17 protein-coding genes and 2 tRNA genes are annotated in these 16,183 nt (G+C 66.5%); 8 read left to right on the top strand and 11 right to left on the bottom strand.

Going from position 1 to position 16,183, the window contains the following annotated elements:
- Positions 1-61: 61 nt before the first annotated feature.
- Complete coding sequence (locus tag J7I89_RS04820; RefSeq protein ID WP_214967812.1) at positions 62-619, bottom strand: single-stranded DNA-binding protein; 558 nt, start codon at positions 617-619, stop codon at positions 62-64.
- 213 nt (positions 620-832) lie between these two features.
- Here J7I89_RS04820 and J7I89_RS04815 point away from each other — a divergent pair.
- Positions 833-905, top strand: a tRNA-Arg gene (locus tag J7I89_RS04815).
- A gap of 264 nt (positions 906-1,169) precedes the next feature.
- Positions 1,170-1,631 carry a lipopolysaccharide assembly LapA domain-containing protein gene (locus J7I89_RS04810; RefSeq protein ID WP_214967810.1) on the top strand — a complete coding sequence of 154 codons (462 nt, stop codon included), beginning with the start codon at positions 1,170-1,172 and terminating at the stop codon, positions 1,629-1,631.
- Between the two features lie 68 nt (positions 1,632-1,699).
- On the opposite strand, the gene J7I89_RS04805 is transcribed toward J7I89_RS04810, so the two are convergent.
- The 4 genes from J7I89_RS04805 to J7I89_RS04790 all read right to left on the bottom strand — a co-directional run bounded on the left by J7I89_RS04805 (position 1,700) and on the right by J7I89_RS04790 (position 5,432).
- Positions 1,700-2,131: an SRPBCC domain-containing protein gene (locus J7I89_RS04805; RefSeq protein ID WP_214967809.1), complete on the bottom strand. Its 432-nt coding sequence runs from the start codon at positions 2,129-2,131 to the stop codon at positions 1,700-1,702.
- 81 nt (positions 2,132-2,212) lie between these two features.
- Complete coding sequence (locus tag J7I89_RS04800) at positions 2,213-3,052, bottom strand: sugar phosphate isomerase/epimerase (protein ID WP_214967807.1); 840 nt, start codon at positions 3,050-3,052, stop codon at positions 2,213-2,215.
- A complete protein-coding gene (locus tag J7I89_RS04795; protein WP_214967805.1) occupies positions 3,049-4,263 on the bottom strand; it encodes a dihydrodipicolinate synthase family protein in 1,215 nt (404 codons plus the stop codon). Before J7I89_RS04795 ends, J7I89_RS04800 begins: the two co-directional genes overlap by 4 nt.
- On the bottom strand, positions 4,263-5,432 hold the full coding sequence (locus J7I89_RS04790) for a Gfo/Idh/MocA family protein (RefSeq protein ID WP_214967804.1): 1,170 nt from the start codon (positions 5,430-5,432) through the stop codon (positions 4,263-4,265). The genes J7I89_RS04795 and J7I89_RS04790 overlap by 1 nt, the downstream gene beginning before the upstream one ends.
- A gap of 195 nt (positions 5,433-5,627) precedes the next feature.
- Here J7I89_RS04790 and J7I89_RS04785 point away from each other — a divergent pair, with 195 nt between their 5' ends.
- Together J7I89_RS04785 and J7I89_RS04780 are read left to right on the top strand one after the other, a co-directional pair.
- Positions 5,628-6,704, top strand: coding sequence for a LacI family DNA-binding transcriptional regulator (locus J7I89_RS04785; RefSeq protein WP_214967801.1), 1,077 nt, complete (start codon positions 5,628-5,630; stop codon positions 6,702-6,704).
- Between the two features lie 14 nt (positions 6,705-6,718).
- Complete coding sequence (locus tag J7I89_RS04780) at positions 6,719-7,378, top strand: GNAT family N-acetyltransferase (protein WP_214967799.1); 660 nt, start codon at positions 6,719-6,721, stop codon at positions 7,376-7,378.
- A 12-nt stretch (positions 7,379-7,390) separates the two neighbouring features.
- Here J7I89_RS04780 and J7I89_RS04775 read toward each other — a convergent pair whose 3' ends face one another.
- Positions 7,391-8,296 carry an aldose 1-epimerase family protein gene (locus J7I89_RS04775; protein ID WP_214967797.1) on the bottom strand — a complete coding sequence of 302 codons (906 nt, stop codon included), beginning with the start codon at positions 8,294-8,296 and terminating at the stop codon, positions 7,391-7,393.
- Between the two features lie 81 nt (positions 8,297-8,377).
- Positions 8,378-9,145 carry a type I methionyl aminopeptidase gene (map, locus tag J7I89_RS04770; protein WP_214967795.1) on the bottom strand — a complete coding sequence of 256 codons (768 nt, stop codon included), beginning with the start codon at positions 9,143-9,145 and terminating at the stop codon, positions 8,378-8,380.
- A 157-nt stretch (positions 9,146-9,302) separates the two neighbouring features.
- Here map and J7I89_RS04765 point away from each other — a divergent pair, with 157 nt between their 5' ends.
- Positions 9,303-9,989: a DNA alkylation repair protein gene (locus tag J7I89_RS04765; RefSeq protein WP_214967792.1), complete on the top strand. Its 687-nt coding sequence runs from the start codon at positions 9,303-9,305 to the stop codon at positions 9,987-9,989.
- On the opposite strand, the gene mptB is transcribed toward J7I89_RS04765, so the two are convergent.
- Positions 9,982-11,538, bottom strand: coding sequence for a polyprenol phosphomannose-dependent alpha 1,6 mannosyltransferase MptB (gene mptB / locus J7I89_RS04760; RefSeq protein ID WP_214967789.1), 1,557 nt, complete (start codon positions 11,536-11,538; stop codon positions 9,982-9,984). The genes J7I89_RS04765 and mptB overlap by 8 nt on opposite strands.
- 196 nt (positions 11,539-11,734) lie before the next feature.
- On the opposite strand from mptB, the gene orn reads away from it, so the two are divergent.
- The 3 genes from orn to def all read left to right on the top strand — a co-directional run bounded on the left by orn (position 11,735) and on the right by def (position 13,266).
- A complete protein-coding gene (gene orn / locus J7I89_RS04755; protein ID WP_251044950.1) occupies positions 11,735-12,364 on the top strand; it encodes an oligoribonuclease in 630 nt (209 codons plus the stop codon).
- Between the two features lie 131 nt (positions 12,365-12,495).
- Positions 12,496-12,568 (top strand) — tRNA-His (locus J7I89_RS04750).
- Between the two features lie 125 nt (positions 12,569-12,693).
- Entirely contained in the window at positions 12,694-13,266 is a 573-nt protein-coding gene (def, locus tag J7I89_RS04745; protein WP_214967784.1) for a peptide deformylase, read from the top strand.
- Positions 13,267-13,303: 37 nt separating this feature from the next.
- Here the strand turns inward: def and J7I89_RS04740 are convergent, their stop codons facing one another.
- From J7I89_RS04740 to J7I89_RS04730, 3 genes are all read right to left on the bottom strand, one after another.
- Complete coding sequence (locus J7I89_RS04740; RefSeq protein ID WP_214967972.1) at positions 13,304-14,101, bottom strand: HNH endonuclease family protein; 798 nt, start codon at positions 14,099-14,101, stop codon at positions 13,304-13,306.
- A gap of 133 nt (positions 14,102-14,234) precedes the next feature.
- Positions 14,235-14,444, bottom strand: coding sequence for a hypothetical protein (locus tag J7I89_RS04735; protein WP_214967781.1), 210 nt, complete (start codon positions 14,442-14,444; stop codon positions 14,235-14,237).
- Between the two features lie 148 nt (positions 14,445-14,592).
- Positions 14,593-16,083, bottom strand: a complete 1,491-nt coding sequence (locus J7I89_RS04730) for a glyceraldehyde-3-phosphate dehydrogenase (protein WP_214967779.1) — start codon at positions 16,081-16,083, stop codon at positions 14,593-14,595.
- Positions 16,084-16,183 lie beyond the last annotated feature (100 nt).

The raw sequence follows: 16,183 nt of genomic DNA, 5'->3' as shown, positions 1-16,183 counted from the left end.
GTCACGCTGCCATTCTGCCATGCGGCACCGCGGGGGTTACGGTGCCGCATGCCACCGCCGGTCAGGCTGCCGCCCCAGTGAGCTCTCCGGTTTCGGAGTCCAACTCCAGGGTGTCACCTGTGGCGTCGATGAAGATGTCTGATGCCTCTGAGTCCTCATCCTCCTCCCCGTCCTCCTCCTGGCCGCGCCCGGACGGATCGGATTCGTGTCCCTCGGCATCCCCGGCCGTTCCGTCTGCGGCCGCGGCCGGCTGGGGGCTGTTGCCGGCTGTCCGGGTGAAGTTGGCGGAGCCCCACATGAGGTCATGGCCCACGGACTCCGCATCGATTTCGGCCACATGGTAGATCCGGCCGTCCTTTTCCCAGCTGCGCATCTTCAGCCGCCCGACGATGATGACGCGCTGGCCCTTCTTGATGCTGCAGCCAATGTTCCCGGCAAGCTGCCGGTATCCCTGAACGGTGAACCAGTTCGTGTTTCCATCCACCCACGTGTTGGAGGCACGGTCGTACCGCCGGTCGGTCGACCCGAGGCGGAAAGAGGCGGTGGCAACACCGCCGGGAGTGGTGGAGCTTCGGATCTCCGAGGCAACGAAGCCGCGGACGGTGATGTTGTCAGTCATCTTGGTGTCCTGTCTCGAATTGTCTTGCCCTAGCAGGCACTCCAAGCTTCGACCGGCCACGAGCGAATGGGGAGGGCCAACGTGACCTATGTGCAAAACCCAGTCAGGGGACGCCGTGTGGAGGACTGGTGAAACGATCTAGGCCCGTGACGCCGTCCGGGGTCAAGTCAATGTAGACTTTTTTAGGCGCCCGGAACCTGCCGGGCAGCCACTGCCCCAGTAGCTCAGGGGATAGAGCAGCGGCCTTCTAATCCGCCGGTCGGGGGTTCGATTCCCTCCTGGGGCACCGTTGTGGTGAGTCGAGACATCCTTTACGGGTGTGTCGGGTCATCGTTGACACCCCGGTCTTCGGACCGGGGTGTCTTTCGTTGTCCCGGCGTGCAGTGCCACCGACCGTTCCCGCCCCGCCCGACACGCGACCCCAATAATGCAAAGCATGCTTACCATGGGCCCGAAGCGTGCTTATGATCGGAGTGGGCGCCGGCACAGTGATGTGGCGCCGGCGCCCACACCACCACGCCGCGCGGACCATCGGAAAGGATTCACCGGCATGCCGCAGAATCGATCTGAGCACGAACCGTCCGATCAGCAACAACCGCCGCCGGCGCAGGCCTCCGGGCCGAGCGTGCCTCTGCCAGCGGAAGGCCGGAGGCCTGCCACCGGTGAGGGCCAAAGCCGGCCCGGCACCGCTTCCCTTCCCGGCTACGACGGAGGCACCACTCCGGCGGCCAGGAACGAACCAAAACGCCCGGTCACCCGGGCCGGCATGATCTGGGCCGCGGTCGCGTCGGCCCTGGTGGTCCTTGTGCTGCTGATCGTCTTCATCCTGCAAAATCAGGAACTCGTCCAAGTTAAGTTTTTCGGGCTGCAAGGTGCCGTGGCCCTCGGTATCGCACTCTTCATCGCTGCGGTCGGCGGCGGCGTGCTCGTGGCAATGGCCGGCGCCGCGAGGATCATCCAGCTCCGTGCCGCTGAACACCGCCGGCGCGTATCGGCAACACGCCGGCGCTGAAAGAAGCCGGCCGCCAGTACGCCGGCGCTGGGCGGCCTGGCACGGGAACCTCCGGCCGCTCCGCCGAGTCAGCGCTCCAGATACTCCTTGAGGTTGCCGAGCACCATATCCCAGAGCTTGGTTGATTCGTCCGCTTCGGATTCGCTCCTGTTGTTGCCCTGCGTGATGCTGACTTCCGTGCCGTCGGCCCGCGGGTCCAGGCGGTACTCCACTGTGTGGTAGTTCTCGGGCAGGTCGGGAAGGCCGGTCAGCGGGCTGTAGTGCGTGATCCGCAGAAGTTCGTTGGGCCTGTTCGCGAGGACAACTCCCTTGTCTTCGTAGCTTTTGCCCTTCCATTCCCCGGCAAAGGTCACGGGGTCGCCCTCACGCCAGGTTGACGTGACGTTCGTGCCCAGGAAATACTCCCTGACGTCGTCGGGATCCGTGAGGGCCTCCCAGACCCTCTCCGCCGGAGCTGCAACAACTATTGACGCCACAGCGTCCCTGATCTGATCATTCATCAGCGTGCCTCCTCGGCCTCACCCTACCCGCGGACGGCAGTCCTGTTAAGGCCGTCCGCGGCGAAGGCGGGCTGGCGACTTTCAAGCGAAGGGCAGCACGAGCTCCGCGTACCGTTCCTTCATCGCCGCGAGGACGGTGTCGCCGTCGGCGTCCCAGATGTCCCGGTTGAAGATTTCCACCTCGATGTCGCCCGTGTAGCCGGCGTCCCGGACCCAGGTGCCGATCGTGGCGAAGTCGATGACGCCGTCGCCCATCATGCCCCGGGACAGCAAGGCATCAGCCGCGATGGGCAGGTTGAAGTCGCACACCTGGTAGGAGGCAAGCCGGTCCTCCCGGCCGGCACGTTCAACCTGCGCCTTGAGGTCGGGGTCCCACCAGACGTGGAAAGTGTCGACGGCGACGCCGACTGCCTGCGCGTCGTACGGTGCCGCCAGGTCCAGGGCCTGTCCCAGGGTGGAGATCAGGGCGCGGTCCGCGGCGTACATCGGGTGCAGCGGCTCCAGGACCAGCCTGATTCCGTGCTCGACGGCGAACGGCACCAGGTCTTCGAGCCGGTCGGCGACGCGCCGGCGGGCCGCCACGACGTCCTTTTCCCCCGGCGCCAGCCCGCCGACCACCAAGAACAGTTCCCGGGTGTCCAGCGCCACGGCTTCCAGGATGGCGGCCCGGTTGTCGGCGAGCGCGGCCGCCTGCCCCTCGGCGTCGGCTGCCGTCAGGAAGCCGCCGCGGCACAGCGAGGATACCCGCAGGCCGGCGTCCTTGATCAGCTTGGCGGCCTTGTCGAGCCCGGCTTCGTGCACGCGGTCGCGCCACGGGCCGATCGCGGGGATGCCGGCCCGGACGCAGCCGTCGACGGCCTCGGCCAGGGTCCACTTCTTGGTGGTGGCGCTGTTCAGGGACAGCCGCGAAAAGTCGCTCATACTCCCACTCCGTTGATGCGAAGGAAATCGGACATCCGGAACGCCGCCAGCGCGGGGTCCCTGAACAGCCCCGCCCGGTCTGCCAGCTCAAAGGTTCTGGCCAGGTGCACCACGGAGCGGCCGGAGTGCAGTCCGCCCACCATCTGGAAGCCGGGCTGCTTGCCGTTGAGCCAGGACATGAAGGCGATGCCGGTCTTGTAGTAGAAGGTCGGGGCGCTGAAGATGTGCTTGCCCAGTTCCCGGGTGGAGTCCAGGATGGCGCGGGCCCTGACGGCGTCGCCGGCGTCGTAGCTCTGCAGCGCTGCCGATGCTGCCGGGTAGATGGCGGCGAAGATGCCCAGCAGGGCGTCCGAGTGGTGCGTGCCGTCGCCGTCGATCAGTTCCGGGTAGTTGAAGTCGTCGCCGGTGTACAGGCGCACGCCTTCCGGGAGTGCCGCCCGCAGCGCGACTTCGTGGCTGGCATCGAGGAGGGAAACCTTGACGCCGTCCACCTTGTCCGCATGCTCGCGGATCAGGGACAGGAACGTGCCGGTGGCCGTGGAGACGTCGTCGGAGCCCCAGTAGCCCGCCAAAGCAGGATCGAACATGGTGCCGAGCCAGTGCAGGATGACCGGCTGGTCCGCTTCCTGCAGCAGCGTCGAGTAGACGTGCAGGTAGTCGTCCGGCCCGGTGGCCACCTTGGCCAGTGCGCGCGAGGCCATCAGGATGACCTTGGGCCCGGCCTCGGACACGACGTCGATCTGCTCGCGGTAGGCAGCCAGGACGGCCTGGACTCCGGCTTTCCCGGAAGGCAGCGAGGTCATGTCCAGTTGGTCGGTGCCGGCGCCGCACGAGACGAGGTCGCGGACGGATTTCCCGGCAGTGGCGGCGCTGCCCGCGGAAACAAGCGAGGCTGCTTCGACTCCCGTTCGCTTGATTAGCTGCTGGGTGGCCGCCCAGTCCAGGCCCATGCCGCGCTGGGCGGTGTCCATTGCGTCGGCCACTCCCAGGCCGAAGGACCAGAGCTCATGGCGGTAGGCAAGCGTGGCGTCCCAGTCGAGCCGGGCAGGGGCACCGGGAGTGTTGTCCGCGGTCACCTCCGGGATGACGTGGGCGGCGGCGTAGGCGCGCCGGGATGTCAGCGGCGCGGCGGGCCTAGCCCACGGGGTGGCGGAGTTGAGGCGGTACTCACGCGTGCCGCCGTCGGGGGTGGGAAGAATGAGCGAGGTCATCAGAGCGTAATCTCCGGGATGTCGATGGTGCGGCGCTCGTCGTTGGACCGCAGGCCGAACTCGGCGAGCTGCACGCCGCGGGCTGCGGACAGCAGTCCGAAGCGGTGCTCACGGCCGGCCACGACGTCGCGCAGGAATTCCTCCCACTGCAGCTTGAAGCCGTTGTCCAGCTCGGCGTTGGCCGGGACATCCTGCCACTGGCTCCGGAAGGACTCGGTGACCGGAAGGTCGGGGTTCCACACCGGCTTGGGCGTGTGCGCACGCTGCTGGGCGACGCACTTGTTCAGGCCGGCGACGGCGGAACCGTGCGTGCCGTCGATCTGGAACTCCACGAGTTCGTCGCGATAGACACGGACGGCCCAGGAGGAGTTGATCTGGCCGATGACCGGCTCGCCCGCCGGGGTTTCGAGCTCGAAGATGCCGTAGGAGGCGTCGTCGGCGGTGGCCCTGTATTCCTTGCCGGCCTCGTCCCAGCGGGCGGGGATGTGGGTGGCGGTCTTGGCGTTGACGCTCTTGACCTGGCCGATGATGCCTTCCAGGACGTAGTTCCAGTGGCAGAACATATCCGTGGTCATGCCGCCGCCGTCTTCCTTGCGGTAGTTCCAGGACGGGCGCTGGGCCGCCTGGACGTCTCCTTCGAAGACCCAGTAGCCGAACTCGCCGCGGATGGACAGGATGCGGCCGAAGAAGCCTTCGTCAACCAGGCGGCGCAGCTTGACGAGGCCGGGCAGGTAGAGCTTGTCGTGGACGACGCCGGCGGTGACGCCGGCTTCCTTGCCGATGCGGGCCAGCTCAATCGCCTCTTCCAGCGTCTCCGCCGTCGGCTTCTCGGTAAAGATGTTCTTGCCGGCGGACATGGCCTTCTTCAGCGTGGCCGCCCGGAGGCTGGTCATGGACGCATCGAAGACGACGTCGACTGTGGGGTCGTTGATCACCGCGTCCAGGTCGGTGCTCCATTCGGAGACCTTATGCTGCTCGGCGAGCTCGCGGATCTTGGCCTCGTTGCGTCCTACGAGGATCGGTTCGACCTGCACCCTGGTGCCGTCCTCGAGGGTGAAGCCGCCTGCGTCGCGGATGGGGAGGATGGAGCGCAGCAGGTGCTGGCGGTAACCCATCCGCCCGGTGATGCCGTTCATGGCGATGCGGATCGTCTTTGTTTCGAAGCCCATGTGTCCTCTTCATAGTCAGTGAAGCTTCAGATAGCCAGAAACCTCGGAGAAATCGGGAAAGCGCATTCCCGCCGCTCTCAATGATGCCCATTTCCGGCGCGCTTGGCAAGCGCTTTCCCTGGTTCTCCCGCAACTGCCATAATGTGAACATCGCCGCAGCGGACCGAAGCTGAGGCTGTTGAAGAGGAGTTGTTTGTGGCTGCAAGCACGCTGACCGAGGTGGCCCGCCTGGCCGGGGTCTCCCCCGCCACCGCATCGCGCGTCCTCAACGGCTCCGCGCGGACGCCCGGGCCGGACATCGCGGAGCGCGTGCGGAAGGCTGCCGAATCTCTCGGCTACATTCCCAACGCCCAGGCCCAAGGGCTCGCGAAATCCAGCTCGGGGCTCCTCGGACTGATCGTGCACGACATCGCCGACCCGTACTTCTCCGCCATCGCCCGCGGCGTGCAGGACGCCGCCCGCGAACAGGGCAAGATGGTCTTGCTGGCCACCACCGGCGGCACCCCTGCCGACGAACGGGCGGCTGTTGCCGCGTTCGCCGCGCGCAGGGCCGACGCGATAGTGATCGCCGGGTCCCGGTCCAACCGCCCAGCGGACCAAGACGGCAACGCCGGGCTTGCGGCAGAATTGGACCGGTACTGCCGCAACGGCGGCCGTGTGGGCGTCGTGGGACATCCTGTCGTCGGGGCCTCAGCCTCCGAGGGCTACCACGTGGTTGCCGTTCCGAACGAGGAACTCGCTGCGGAACTGGCCCGTGAGCTCGCCGCGAACCACTCCGGGGAGTTCGTGATCATAGCCGGGCCAGAGGGACTCCTGACGTCCGACGACCGAGTTCGCGGCTTCCAGAACGGCCTGGCGGTTGCCGGACGGCCGCCTGCCGAGGTCATGCACAGCGGCTTTGACCGCGCCGGAGGCTATGAGGCCGGCCAGCTGCTGGCTGCCCGGATCAAGGCCAGGCAGACGTCGGATTCGGCGGCCTCGCGGCTCTGCATCTTCGCGGTCAACGACGTCATGGCCATCGGCGCCGCCGCGGCACTGCGCTCGGAGGGGCTGCGGATCCCGCGCGACGCCTCGGTCGCCGGATTCGACGACATCGAGACCCTGCGCGACTTCCGCCCGGAACTGTCCACCGTGCGGCTTCCGCTGGAGGAGATCGGCCGGCTGGCGGCTATGGGCACCGCCGGGGACTCAACGGCCGACGGCGGGGCTGCTGCCGCGGTGACCGGCCAGGTGACGCTTCGACGGAGCACCGAGACGGATCCGAGGGGCTGATCTAGGCTGGTGCCATGACACAGCCGGACAAGGACGCCGCAGGCGGCATCGCCACCGCGGCGGCCGGGTGGCCCGACGTCGAGCAGCTGTTCGGCGTCCGGGGCGAACCGTCACGTTGCTGGTGCCGGTTCTTCGCCCTGGCCGGGACCGACTTTGCGGCGACGCCGCCTGCCGACCGTAAAGCCATGCTGAAAAACAGGTTCGACGGCGGCGCGCCGGCTCCCGGCGTCCTCGCTTACCGGGATGGCACTCCGGTGGGCTGGTGTGCCGTTGAGCCACGGCAGTGCTATCCGCGGATCTTGCGTTCGCAGGTCCTCAAGGCCGCCGGCCCGGACATAGCCGGCCCTGCCATTGCCAGCCATGCCTCCCACGAAGAGTCCCCCGGAGCGCCCAGTGTGTGGTCCGTCAGCTGCTTCGTCGTCTCCCCCGCCCACCGCCGCAGCGGAGTCGCTGCCGCGCTCCTGCGCGCCGCCGTCGGGCATGCAAAAGCCCACGGAGCGACAGTGGTGGAGGGCTATCCCGTGGACGCCGCAAAACGGCCCAAGGCCGGTGCCCCGGATCTGTACCACGGGACGCTCGGGCTCTTCTTGGACGCCGGCTTCGAGCTGGTCAGCGGCGCCGTTCCCGGCCGCGCAGTGGTGCGGCTCCGGGTCGGACCACCAAGCTCCGGCTGACCGCTGGCACCGCTAACGGCCTAGGGCGCGAATCGTCCAGCCTGCCTCATGCGACGAGCCGGGAAGCAGCTCCACCACATCCGTTCTCGAGTTGAACGCGTCGGGCGGACAGGTCATCGGCTCCACCGCCAGCCCGAGCCGGTCCGGCCCCACGGGCTTGTCCGCCGTATGGATCTGCACCCACGGGCACCGCTCGTCCCATTCGAGTTCCACTCCCGTGCCCGAGGGGTCAAAGACACGCACGGCCGCCAGTCCGTCGGCGTTGCGGCTGACGCCCGTGAAGGCGTGGTCAATCCGGACGGCACCAAGGCCCCGCTCGATCCGGAAATCGAACTCGTGCCCCACGACGGTCCTGAGTTGTCGCGGCAGCAGCCGGTCCGGCGTGACCTCGAGAAATTCACCGGCGGGGACTTCCAGCGTCCATTCATCCAGCGGGGCGGGGCCCGCGACGAGGTACGGATGGGGGCAAACTCCGTACGGGGCCGGCGTCTCTCCGACGTTGGCGGCGGTGACAGCGCAGTGCAGGCCGTCGGCCAGCAGCTCATAGGACGCCGTCACCGTAAGCACGCCCGGATAGGCGGGTCCGGCGCCGACATGGCAACGGAGCGTGACCGAGGAATCCGTCCGCTTCACCAGCGTCCACGGCGCATCCAGCACGAGGCCGTGGAGTGCCGTGTTCCGCTCGGGCTCGTTGATGACTGCCTGGAATGTTCTGCCGCCATGGGTGTAGCGGCCCCCGGCCACGCGGTTGGGCCACGGAGCGCAGACCACGCCCCGGTAATCCGGGATGGGGCCGTCCGCACCAAAGCCGACCACCAGGTCACGCCCGCCGTACGTCAGTTCACGCAGGGCTCCGCTGCGCTCGGTGATGATGGCCGAATAGGGGCCGAACCTGATGGAGTGCTCCGTGAGCGGCATGGGGTTCCTGTCTACTTTGTTAGCGCTAACTATCATCATCACCAGCAAGAATAGCGCAGTCAGGCCAGCGTCAGCGCAGGATCAGGGCAGGGTCAGGACCACCGGGCCGTCCGCGGTGATGGCCACGGTGTGTTCGCTGTGGGCTGCCCTGCGGCCGTTTGCGGACCGCAGCGTCCATTCGTCGTCGTCGTGGTAGTAATCGCCCTTGCCGCCGAGAATGAGCATCGGCTCAATGGCGATGACCAGCCCCTCAGCCAGCTTGATCCCCCGCCCGGGCCGGCCGTCGTTGGGGACCGGAGGCTCGGCGTGCATGGTGCGGCCGATACCGTGCCCGCCGTGGTCAGCCAACAGCCCGTAGCCCGCGCGGCGGGCAGCGCCACCGATCGCGTACGCGAGGTCGCCCATTTTGTTGCCCACCCGCGCGGCGTCAATGCCCCTGGCCAGCGCAGCCTCGGTCGCGTCGATGAGCGCCTGGTCCACCGGATCCGCCGTGCCCACGATGAAGCTGACGGCGGCATCCCCGCACCAGCCCTCGAGGAACGCGCCGCAGTCCACGCTCAGCAGGTCTCCGTCCTGCAGCCGGTATCCGTTGGGGATGCCGTGCACCACGGCGTCATTGACGCTGGTGCAGATCACGCCCGGAAACGGAACGGATGCCCAGCGCGGCCGGTAGTCGAGGAACGCCGGCGTGGCTCCGGCGTCGGAAATCGAGGCGGCGGCAACGTCGTCGAGTTCCTTCAGGGAAACACCGACGGCGGCAGCCTGGCGGACCGCCGCCAGCGTGTTGGCCACGACGCGTCCCGCTTCGCGCATCAAGGCAATTTCCTCGGGAGTCTTGATCATGGACATGTGGGGGCCTCCAGGATTTCTTGGGCGCGGCAGGCGGATCCGTGCCGGCTGTGCCTCGTGCCTGCCTACTCTGTACCTGCCTACTCTAGGACCACGCGGGCCGCTCCGGCAGCGGCTATCCACGCCGCGGGTTCCAAGGACCCGTTATCTTGGCAGCATGGCAAATGAAGAGGTGCTGGCCGCCATCCGCTCCGGACTGCGCGCCGCGGCGGACCCGGTCCGCGGCGCCGCCGCGCAGGCCTACATGAAGTCGTCAACGCCGTCCCTCGGCGTCCGCGTGCCGGACGTGAGAAAGACCGCCAAGGCCGCTGCGGTGGCCCATCCCTTTGCCTCCGCCGAGGAGTTGCGGTCCACGGCGCTTGCCCTGTGGCGGGAGGCCGACTACCGCGAAGAGCGCTACGCGGCGATCGACCTGACCGGGCTGCGGCTGGTGGCCCGGGACCTCCGGATGCTTCCGGTGTATGAGGAAATCATCCGCACTGGCGCGTCCTGGGATTATGTCGACGGAGTCGCCCACCGGATCTGTGCCCTGCTCCAGGCCCACCGGGAGGAACTCACCCCCGTGTTGCTCCGCTGGAGCGCGGACCAGGACCTCTGGATCCGGCGCGCCTCCATCACGGCCCACCTGGGAGCGAAGTCCCGCACGGACATGGCGCTGCTCGAGAGCGTCATCGAGGCGAACATGGCCGACCGGGAGTTCTTTATCCGCAAGGCCATCGGGTGGGTGCTGCGTGAGTACGCCAAAACCGAACGTGGCTGGGTCCTGGAATTTGTGGCCCGGAACGGCCCGTCCCTCAGCCCGCTCTCGCGCAGGGAAGCCCTGAAAAACGTCCCGGTCAGATGACGGGTCGCGTCGTGACCGGCTGGTCCGGCTTGCTGAAGAGCTGCTTGGTGCTCCGGTCCAGGAAGATCAGGTAAAGCGCAAACAGCAGGGCGATGATGGCGGCGGCGTTGCGGGCCAGCGCCAAGGCCAGGCCAAGGTCCTCGGTCTGCAGATACGGAAAGACTTCCAGCTGGTCTGAAATCGCATAGACCATGAAGAAGGACACGATGAAGTACAGGGCCTTGACCTGCCAGTCATCGCGGATGCCGGTCACGGCAAACAGCGGGATCAGCCAGACCACGTACCAGGACTGGATCATGGGGGCGAGCACCACCACGGCGGCGAACGCCAGCGTTAGGCGGCGCATGAGGCGGTCGTGGTCTCCCTTGAAGATCTGCCAGGCGACGATTCCCACGGCAAGCACCTTGCCGGCGTCGTAAACCAGTTTGGCGAGCCCCCACCCGTCCAGGCTGAACGCGTTGGCGATGGAGGCGACCACGAGGCCCAGCAGGCCCACCGGGGCGTACCAGATCCACACGCTGCCTGGCGCGGACAGGCCGTTGATCCACCCGAAGCCGAAACCGTTCACCAAGCTCATGAGGTAAAGCAGGGCAAAGCTGATTCCCGCGGTCAGGCCCCAGAAAACAAACTTCCGCGGCCAGCGGGCTCCCTTGCCCGCCCAGAGCAGCCCGATGAAGGGCAGGAAGACCACGGTGATGGGCTTCACTGCAATGGAGGCCGTCACCAGGACAATTCCGAAGATGACGCGCCGGGTGGCTGAGTAATATAGCCCGGCGAGGGCGAGGCCGATCATCAGCGAGTCGTTGTGGACGCTTGCGATGAAGTTGGTGAGGAAAAGCGGATTCGCGGCCGTAAGCCAGAGGGCTCGGTGGGGATTGACGCCGTGGAGTTCGGCGAGTTTGGGGACGTAGATAATGCAGAGCGCCACCCCGGCCAGCGCCGCGAGGCGGAACAGCATGATGCTGGCCTCGGGGTGGACGTTGGTGGACCAGACCACGAACTGCTCGATCCAAAGGAACAGCTGCCCGTAGGGCACCGGGGCTTCCGTCCACATCTTGTCAGCGCCCAGCTGGAAGTAGTTGGACAGCGCCGAGATGCCGTTCTCGTAGGGATTGAATCCCTCCACCATCAGGCGGCCCTGGCCGATGTAGGCATAGACATCCCGGCTGAACAGCGGGACCGTGAACATCATGGGCAGGCCCCACGCCGCAATGGCCTGGAGGGTGGCTTTGCGGGCCGTCTTCCCCCAGACGTGGATGTGCTGGCCGAGCATCAACCAGGCCCTGACCAGCAGCATGCCGCCGACGGCCAGCAGCACGATGGACAACGCCACGCCGAAGGCCTCGGTGCGCATCCAGATGAACAGCGGCATCCGCCGCAGTTCCGACGCCGGAGCCAGCCACCCGACGCCGAGGGACCCGATGACCATGAACACAGAACCAATGAAACCGGCGAGGATGGGCGAGCGAGGGTTGTCCACCTCTGCCGTGGCCGGGTCTGTGGAAGTGCCGGTGGCCTTTTCCCCAATCGCAGGCACGGGCGCCGTCATCTCAGGATCGTCCAATCTGTTGTGGGCATGCTGCCACCATCTGCCCCGTTATATCCGGCCAGAATGGATCGCGGCGGGCGCACAGGCACACCGCCACGTACCCGAAATCTTAGCATCGGACCGTAGCAGGACGGCGAAACGGTAGGCTGATCGGGTGCCTATAACTAACGAACGCATCGTCTGGATCGACTGCGAAATGACCGGCCTTGACACTGTTAACGACGCCCTGATCGAAGTGGCTGCCCTCGTGACGGACTCCGAACTCAACATCCTCGGGGACGGCGTGGACGTCGTTATCAAGCCCGACGACGCAGCACTCGCCCAGATGAACGACTTCGTGCGGGAGATGCACACCCGCTCGGGCCTCCTCGAAGAACTCCCCAACGGCAAGACCCTCGCCGAGGCCGAGGCCGCCGTCCTCGAGTACGTCCGCAAGTGGGTGCCGGATGCCCGCAAGGCACCGCTCGCCGGAAACTCGGTCGGCACGGACCGTGTCTTCCTGGCCCGCGACATGCCCTCGGTGGTGGAGCACCTGCACTACCGGATCGTAGACGTGAGCACCATCAAGGAGCTGGCGCGGCGCTGGTTCGCCCGCGCCTACTTCCAGGCCCCGGCCAAGCACGGCGGACACCGCGCGCTCGGCGACATCAAGGATTCGATCGATGAGCTCCGCTATTACCGGGAGGCGGTGTTCGTGCCCGCGCCGGGACCGGACAGCGCCACCGCCCTGCAGATCTCCAAGCGGATAGCCGGTCCGGCTGAACCCGTCGATCAGCTCGCTGCCGGGACCGTTTCGCCGGGGGCCGCGGTGGAGCCCGGAAAGTAATCTGCGCCACGTTTGAGGGAAATTTTGCCGAAATAGCCAAAAGTGGCAAAAGCACCCCCGAACAGCAGGTAAACTATTTGACGTTGCCTTTTCGGACGAACGGCTTGCCGGACAGTCTGGTGGGGCACATGGTGGGCGTAGCTCAGTTGGCAGAGCGCCTGGTTGTGGTCCAGGAGGTCGCGGGTTCAACCCCCGTCGCTCACCCTCACGAAGGACGGCATTGACTTGCCGGCCAATCACAAAGGCCGCATCGGTTATCCGGTGCGGCCTTTGTTCGTTTCACACCATTGCCGGCTGAAGTCCGCCCAGCACCAAAGGATCCATCTGACATGACCGTTCTGCCTATCACCATCTGGGGCGAGCCGGTGCTGCACCGCCGTGCGGCCGAAGTTGAAGTGTTCGACGACGAACTCCGCCAGCTGATTGCCGACATGTTTGAGACGAACGACAACGCCAACGGCGTGGGGCTGGCCGCACCCCAGGTGGGCGTGGGCAAACGGATCTTTGTGTACAAGTACGACAACGAGGACGGCGCACCGCCTTCCGGTGTCCTGGTCAACCCTGTTCTGACGCTGTCCAAGATCTCCGGCGCCCTGCCTGATCCGGACGAGGAGGTTGAGGGCTGCCTCTCGTTCCCGGGAGGCCAGTACCCCCTGAAGCGCGCGGACTGGGCGCGGGTCCAGGGCTTCGACGGATTCGGCAAGCCGGTGGACTTTGAGGCCACGGGCTGGTTCGCCCGCGTGATCCAGCATGAATACGACCACCTGGATGGCCGGCTCTACGTGAACCGCCTCATAGACAGGTACGCCCGCAAGGCGATGAAACAGGCCAAGAAGAGCGGCTGGGGCGTCCCCGGGCTGACGTGGATGCCGGGAGTGGATCCGGACCCCTTCGGGCACTGACCGCGCCGTTCACGGCCCGAGCTCACGGCTCCCGACTTCACCGGGCGGCAATGGTCTGCTGCTGCGGGCAGGAGTTCAGCACGCGGGCCATGGCATCCTTCTCCGGCTGGGTAACCCAGAGCCCGTAAGCCGCCTTCACCGAGATCTGCCGTGCGACGTAGTGGCACCTGAGGGCTTTGTTTTTCGGCAGCCAGCTGGCGGCGTCCGAGGCACTCTTCTCCTGGTTGGCCGGGCCGTCCGCCGCAATGAGGTTCACGGGATCATTGGCCAGGTTCTGCCGCTGCTTGGGCGTGAGCTGCTGGGCTCCTTTCTGCCAGGCGTCCCCCAGTGCAACCACGTGGTCGATCTGCACGTCCTTGCTGGTACCCGCGCCGCGCGTGAACGTCGCTATGCGTCCGAGGTACGGCTCGTGCATGATCCCGGAGGCAACCTTGCACTTGGAGCCCTTCGCAAACACAACCTCGCGGAGATCGCGGCGAAGGATGTCGTTGCGGGTATCGCACCCGTTGCGGTCGGCATCCTGCCAGGCCGGCCCGAACGCCGTGCGCTGGTAATTGTTCTTCGGCGCCCGGCCCTTGACGGCGAGGCCTTCAAGGGCAGCAGCCGCGCTGCCGCCGGGCACCGGCCGCGGCGGAAACACAGGCTTCATCCAGGCCGGGTCGAATACAGGAGCCTCACTCGGGCCCGAAACGGCCGGCTCCGCAACCACAAATTGCCCGGCGGAGAAGAACCAGATGATCGCAGCGACCAGGGCAACGGACAGTACCCCCAGCACGGCCCACGCCTGACGCGAGTGGCGGCGGGCACGTCGGTAGGCGGCCCAACTGACGCTCATGTGCTCCGGGACTTCGGGTCGGGTTTTCTGCTCACCCACAGAGCCTAGGCCGGACCACCGACATCAGGGCCGATATCCACAGTGTTGCGGAACGGTGCGCTGTGCAGGAACAGTCGAGGAAGGCTACTGCACGCTATTGCTCCCGCATCACGCGCCGAAGGTCCACGTTGGCGAGGTCGAGCAGGCGTTCCAGTTGGGCCACCCGGTCTTCGCCGACCTCCCGGGCCGCATGCGCAGCACGGGCATCGTCCAAAAGCTGTTGGGCTTTCTTTTGGTTGGCCCGCGCCACATCGAGGGCATGTTCCAGGGTTGTCTCGTGCTGGAGAGTCGCGTCGTGTTCCATGACACCAGTCTGGTCCCCTTTCCCGGCCGATTCCAGAGACTCAGCCGGGAAGTTCACGAGAAACAACGCAACCCGCTGCCGTGGCAGCGGGTTGCGGAGGGCGGGCCACAGAGAGCGGCCGCGCGGCAGGGGGTACTAAACCGGGCTGTTAGGCGGTGGCGGCGGCCAGCACGGGGGCTGCGTCCTTGACGGAGTCCTTCGCGGGGAAGGTCGGCGGGTTCACGCCGGCCATTTCCTCCATGACGCGGACCACCTGGCAGCTGTAGCCGAACTCGTTGTCATACCAGACGTAGAGCACCAGGTTCTTTTCGTTGGAGATGGTGGCCAGGCCGTCCACGATGCCTGCCCGGCGTGAGCCGACGAAATCCGTGGACACGACCTCCGGGGAGTCGATGTAGTCGATCTGCTTGCGCATGACCGAGTGCAGCGACATTTCCCGCAGGTAGTCGTTGACATCGTCCTTGGTGGTGCCGTGTTCCAGGCTCAGGTTCAGGATCGCCAGGGAAACGTCCGGGGTAGGGACGCGGATGGAGCTGCCGGTGAGCTTGCCCAGCAGTTCCGGCAGTGCCTTGGCCACGGCCTTGGCTGCCCCGGTCTCGGTGATCACCATGTTCAGCGCGGCCGAGCGGCCGCGGCGGTCGCCCTTGTGGAAGTTGTCGATCAGGTTCTGGTCGTTGGTGAAGGAGTGGACCGTCTCCACGTGGCCGTGGACCACGCCGTACTTGTCGTTGATGGCCTTCAGGACCGGCGTGATTGCGTTGGTGGTGCACGATGCCGCGGTGACGATCTTGTCCGAATCCAGGATGGTGCCGTGGTTGATGCCGTGGACGATGTTCTTCAGCTCACCCTTGCCCGGGGCCGTAAGCAGCACGCGCGAAACGCCCTTGCTCAGCAGGTGCTGGGACAGGCCCTCGGCGTCGCGCCAGCGGCCCGTGTTGTCCACGACCAGGGCGTCCTTGATGCCATAGGCCGTGTAGTCGATCGTGGCAGGGTTGTCCGAGTAGATGACCTGGATCTGGACACCGTTGGCCGTGATGGTGTTGGCGTCCTGGTCCACCCGGATGGTGCCTTCGAAGGATCCGTGGACCGAGTCGCGGCGCAGGAGGCTGGCACGCTTGGACAGGTCGTTGTCGGAACCCCGGCGCACCACGATGGCGCGCAGGCGCAGGCCGTGGCCCCCGCCTGCCTTTTCGATCAGGAGGCGCGCGAGCAGGCGGCCGATCCGGCCAAACCCGTACAGCACGACGTCGGTGCTGGTGCGGTCGTCTGCGCCGCGCTTGCCGACTACCTCTGCCAGTTCGGCACGGAGGAATTCCTCCAGAGTGGCGTCGCCGCCGTCGGACTTGAACTTCTGGTTCAGGCGCGCGATGTCAATGGCCGCTGCACCGAGCTCCAGCTTTGCGAGGGTGTCCAGCAGGGGTGCCGTTTCCTCGAGCAGGAGCTCGTCCTTGCTCATCCGGCGAGCAAAGCGGTGTGCCTTGAGGATGTTCATCGCGGACTTGTTGATCAGGCTGCGTCCGTGGATGGATGTCACCACGTTGTTTTCCCGGTACAGCCGGCCGATCACCGGAATCATGGCCTCGGCGAGTGCCTCGCGGCCCATCCACGTATCAAGACAAGAATCTGACGTCTGGCTCACAGAACTACCTTCCTTGGTTCAACCGGATACGTCCTCGTAAACCGGAGGGCGCCCGCCGGAAGTTATCCAGGGGCGCAGGCACCGGCAGGGTTTCGGTCCA

Origin of the sequence: Arthrobacter sp. ISL-5 (genome assembly GCF_018613835.1) — a bacterium.
Classification (GTDB): Bacteria; Actinomycetota; Actinomycetes; order Actinomycetales; family Micrococcaceae; genus Arthrobacter.
The sequence above is the reverse complement of the archived record's forward strand: the minus strand, read 5'-3'. Positions and strand labels throughout refer to the sequence as shown.

Coding starts and splice junctions, on each gene's coding strand:
- J7I89_RS04820 (WP_214967812.1), bottom strand. CDS start 619: ATGACTGACAACATCACCGTCCGCGGCTTCGTTGCCTCGGAGATCCGA.
- J7I89_RS04810 (WP_214967810.1), top strand. CDS start 1,170: ATGCCGCAGAATCGATCTGAGCACGAACCGTCCGATCAGCAACAACCG.
- J7I89_RS04805 (WP_214967809.1), bottom strand. CDS start 2,131: ATGAATGATCAGATCAGGGACGCTGTGGCGTCAATAGTTGTTGCAGCT.
- J7I89_RS04800 (WP_214967807.1), bottom strand. CDS start 3,052: ATGAGCGACTTTTCGCGGCTGTCCCTGAACAGCGCCACCACCAAGAAG.
- J7I89_RS04795 (WP_214967805.1), bottom strand. CDS start 4,263: ATGACCTCGCTCATTCTTCCCACCCCCGACGGCGGCACGCGTGAGTAC.
- J7I89_RS04790 (WP_214967804.1), bottom strand. CDS start 5,432: ATGGGCTTCGAAACAAAGACGATCCGCATCGCCATGAACGGCATCACC.
- J7I89_RS04780 (WP_214967799.1), top strand. CDS start 6,719: ATGACACAGCCGGACAAGGACGCCGCAGGCGGCATCGCCACCGCGGCG.
- J7I89_RS04775 (WP_214967797.1), bottom strand. CDS start 8,296: ATGCCGCTCACGGAGCACTCCATCAGGTTCGGCCCCTATTCGGCCATC.
- map (WP_214967795.1), bottom strand. CDS start 9,145: ATGTCCATGATCAAGACTCCCGAGGAAATTGCCTTGATGCGCGAAGCG.
- J7I89_RS04765 (WP_214967792.1), top strand. CDS start 9,303: ATGGCAAATGAAGAGGTGCTGGCCGCCATCCGCTCCGGACTGCGCGCC.
- mptB (WP_214967789.1), bottom strand. CDS start 11,538: ATGACGGCGCCCGTGCCTGCGATTGGGGAAAAGGCCACCGGCACTTCC.
- orn (WP_251044950.1), top strand. CDS start 11,735: ATGACCGGCCTTGACACTGTTAACGACGCCCTGATCGAAGTGGCTGCC.
- def (WP_214967784.1), top strand. CDS start 12,694: ATGACCGTTCTGCCTATCACCATCTGGGGCGAGCCGGTGCTGCACCGC.
- J7I89_RS04740 (WP_214967972.1), bottom strand. CDS start 14,101: ATGAGCGTCAGTTGGGCCGCCTACCGACGTGCCCGCCGCCACTCGCGT.
- J7I89_RS04735 (WP_214967781.1), bottom strand. CDS start 14,444: ATGGAACACGACGCGACTCTCCAGCACGAGACAACCCTGGAACATGCC.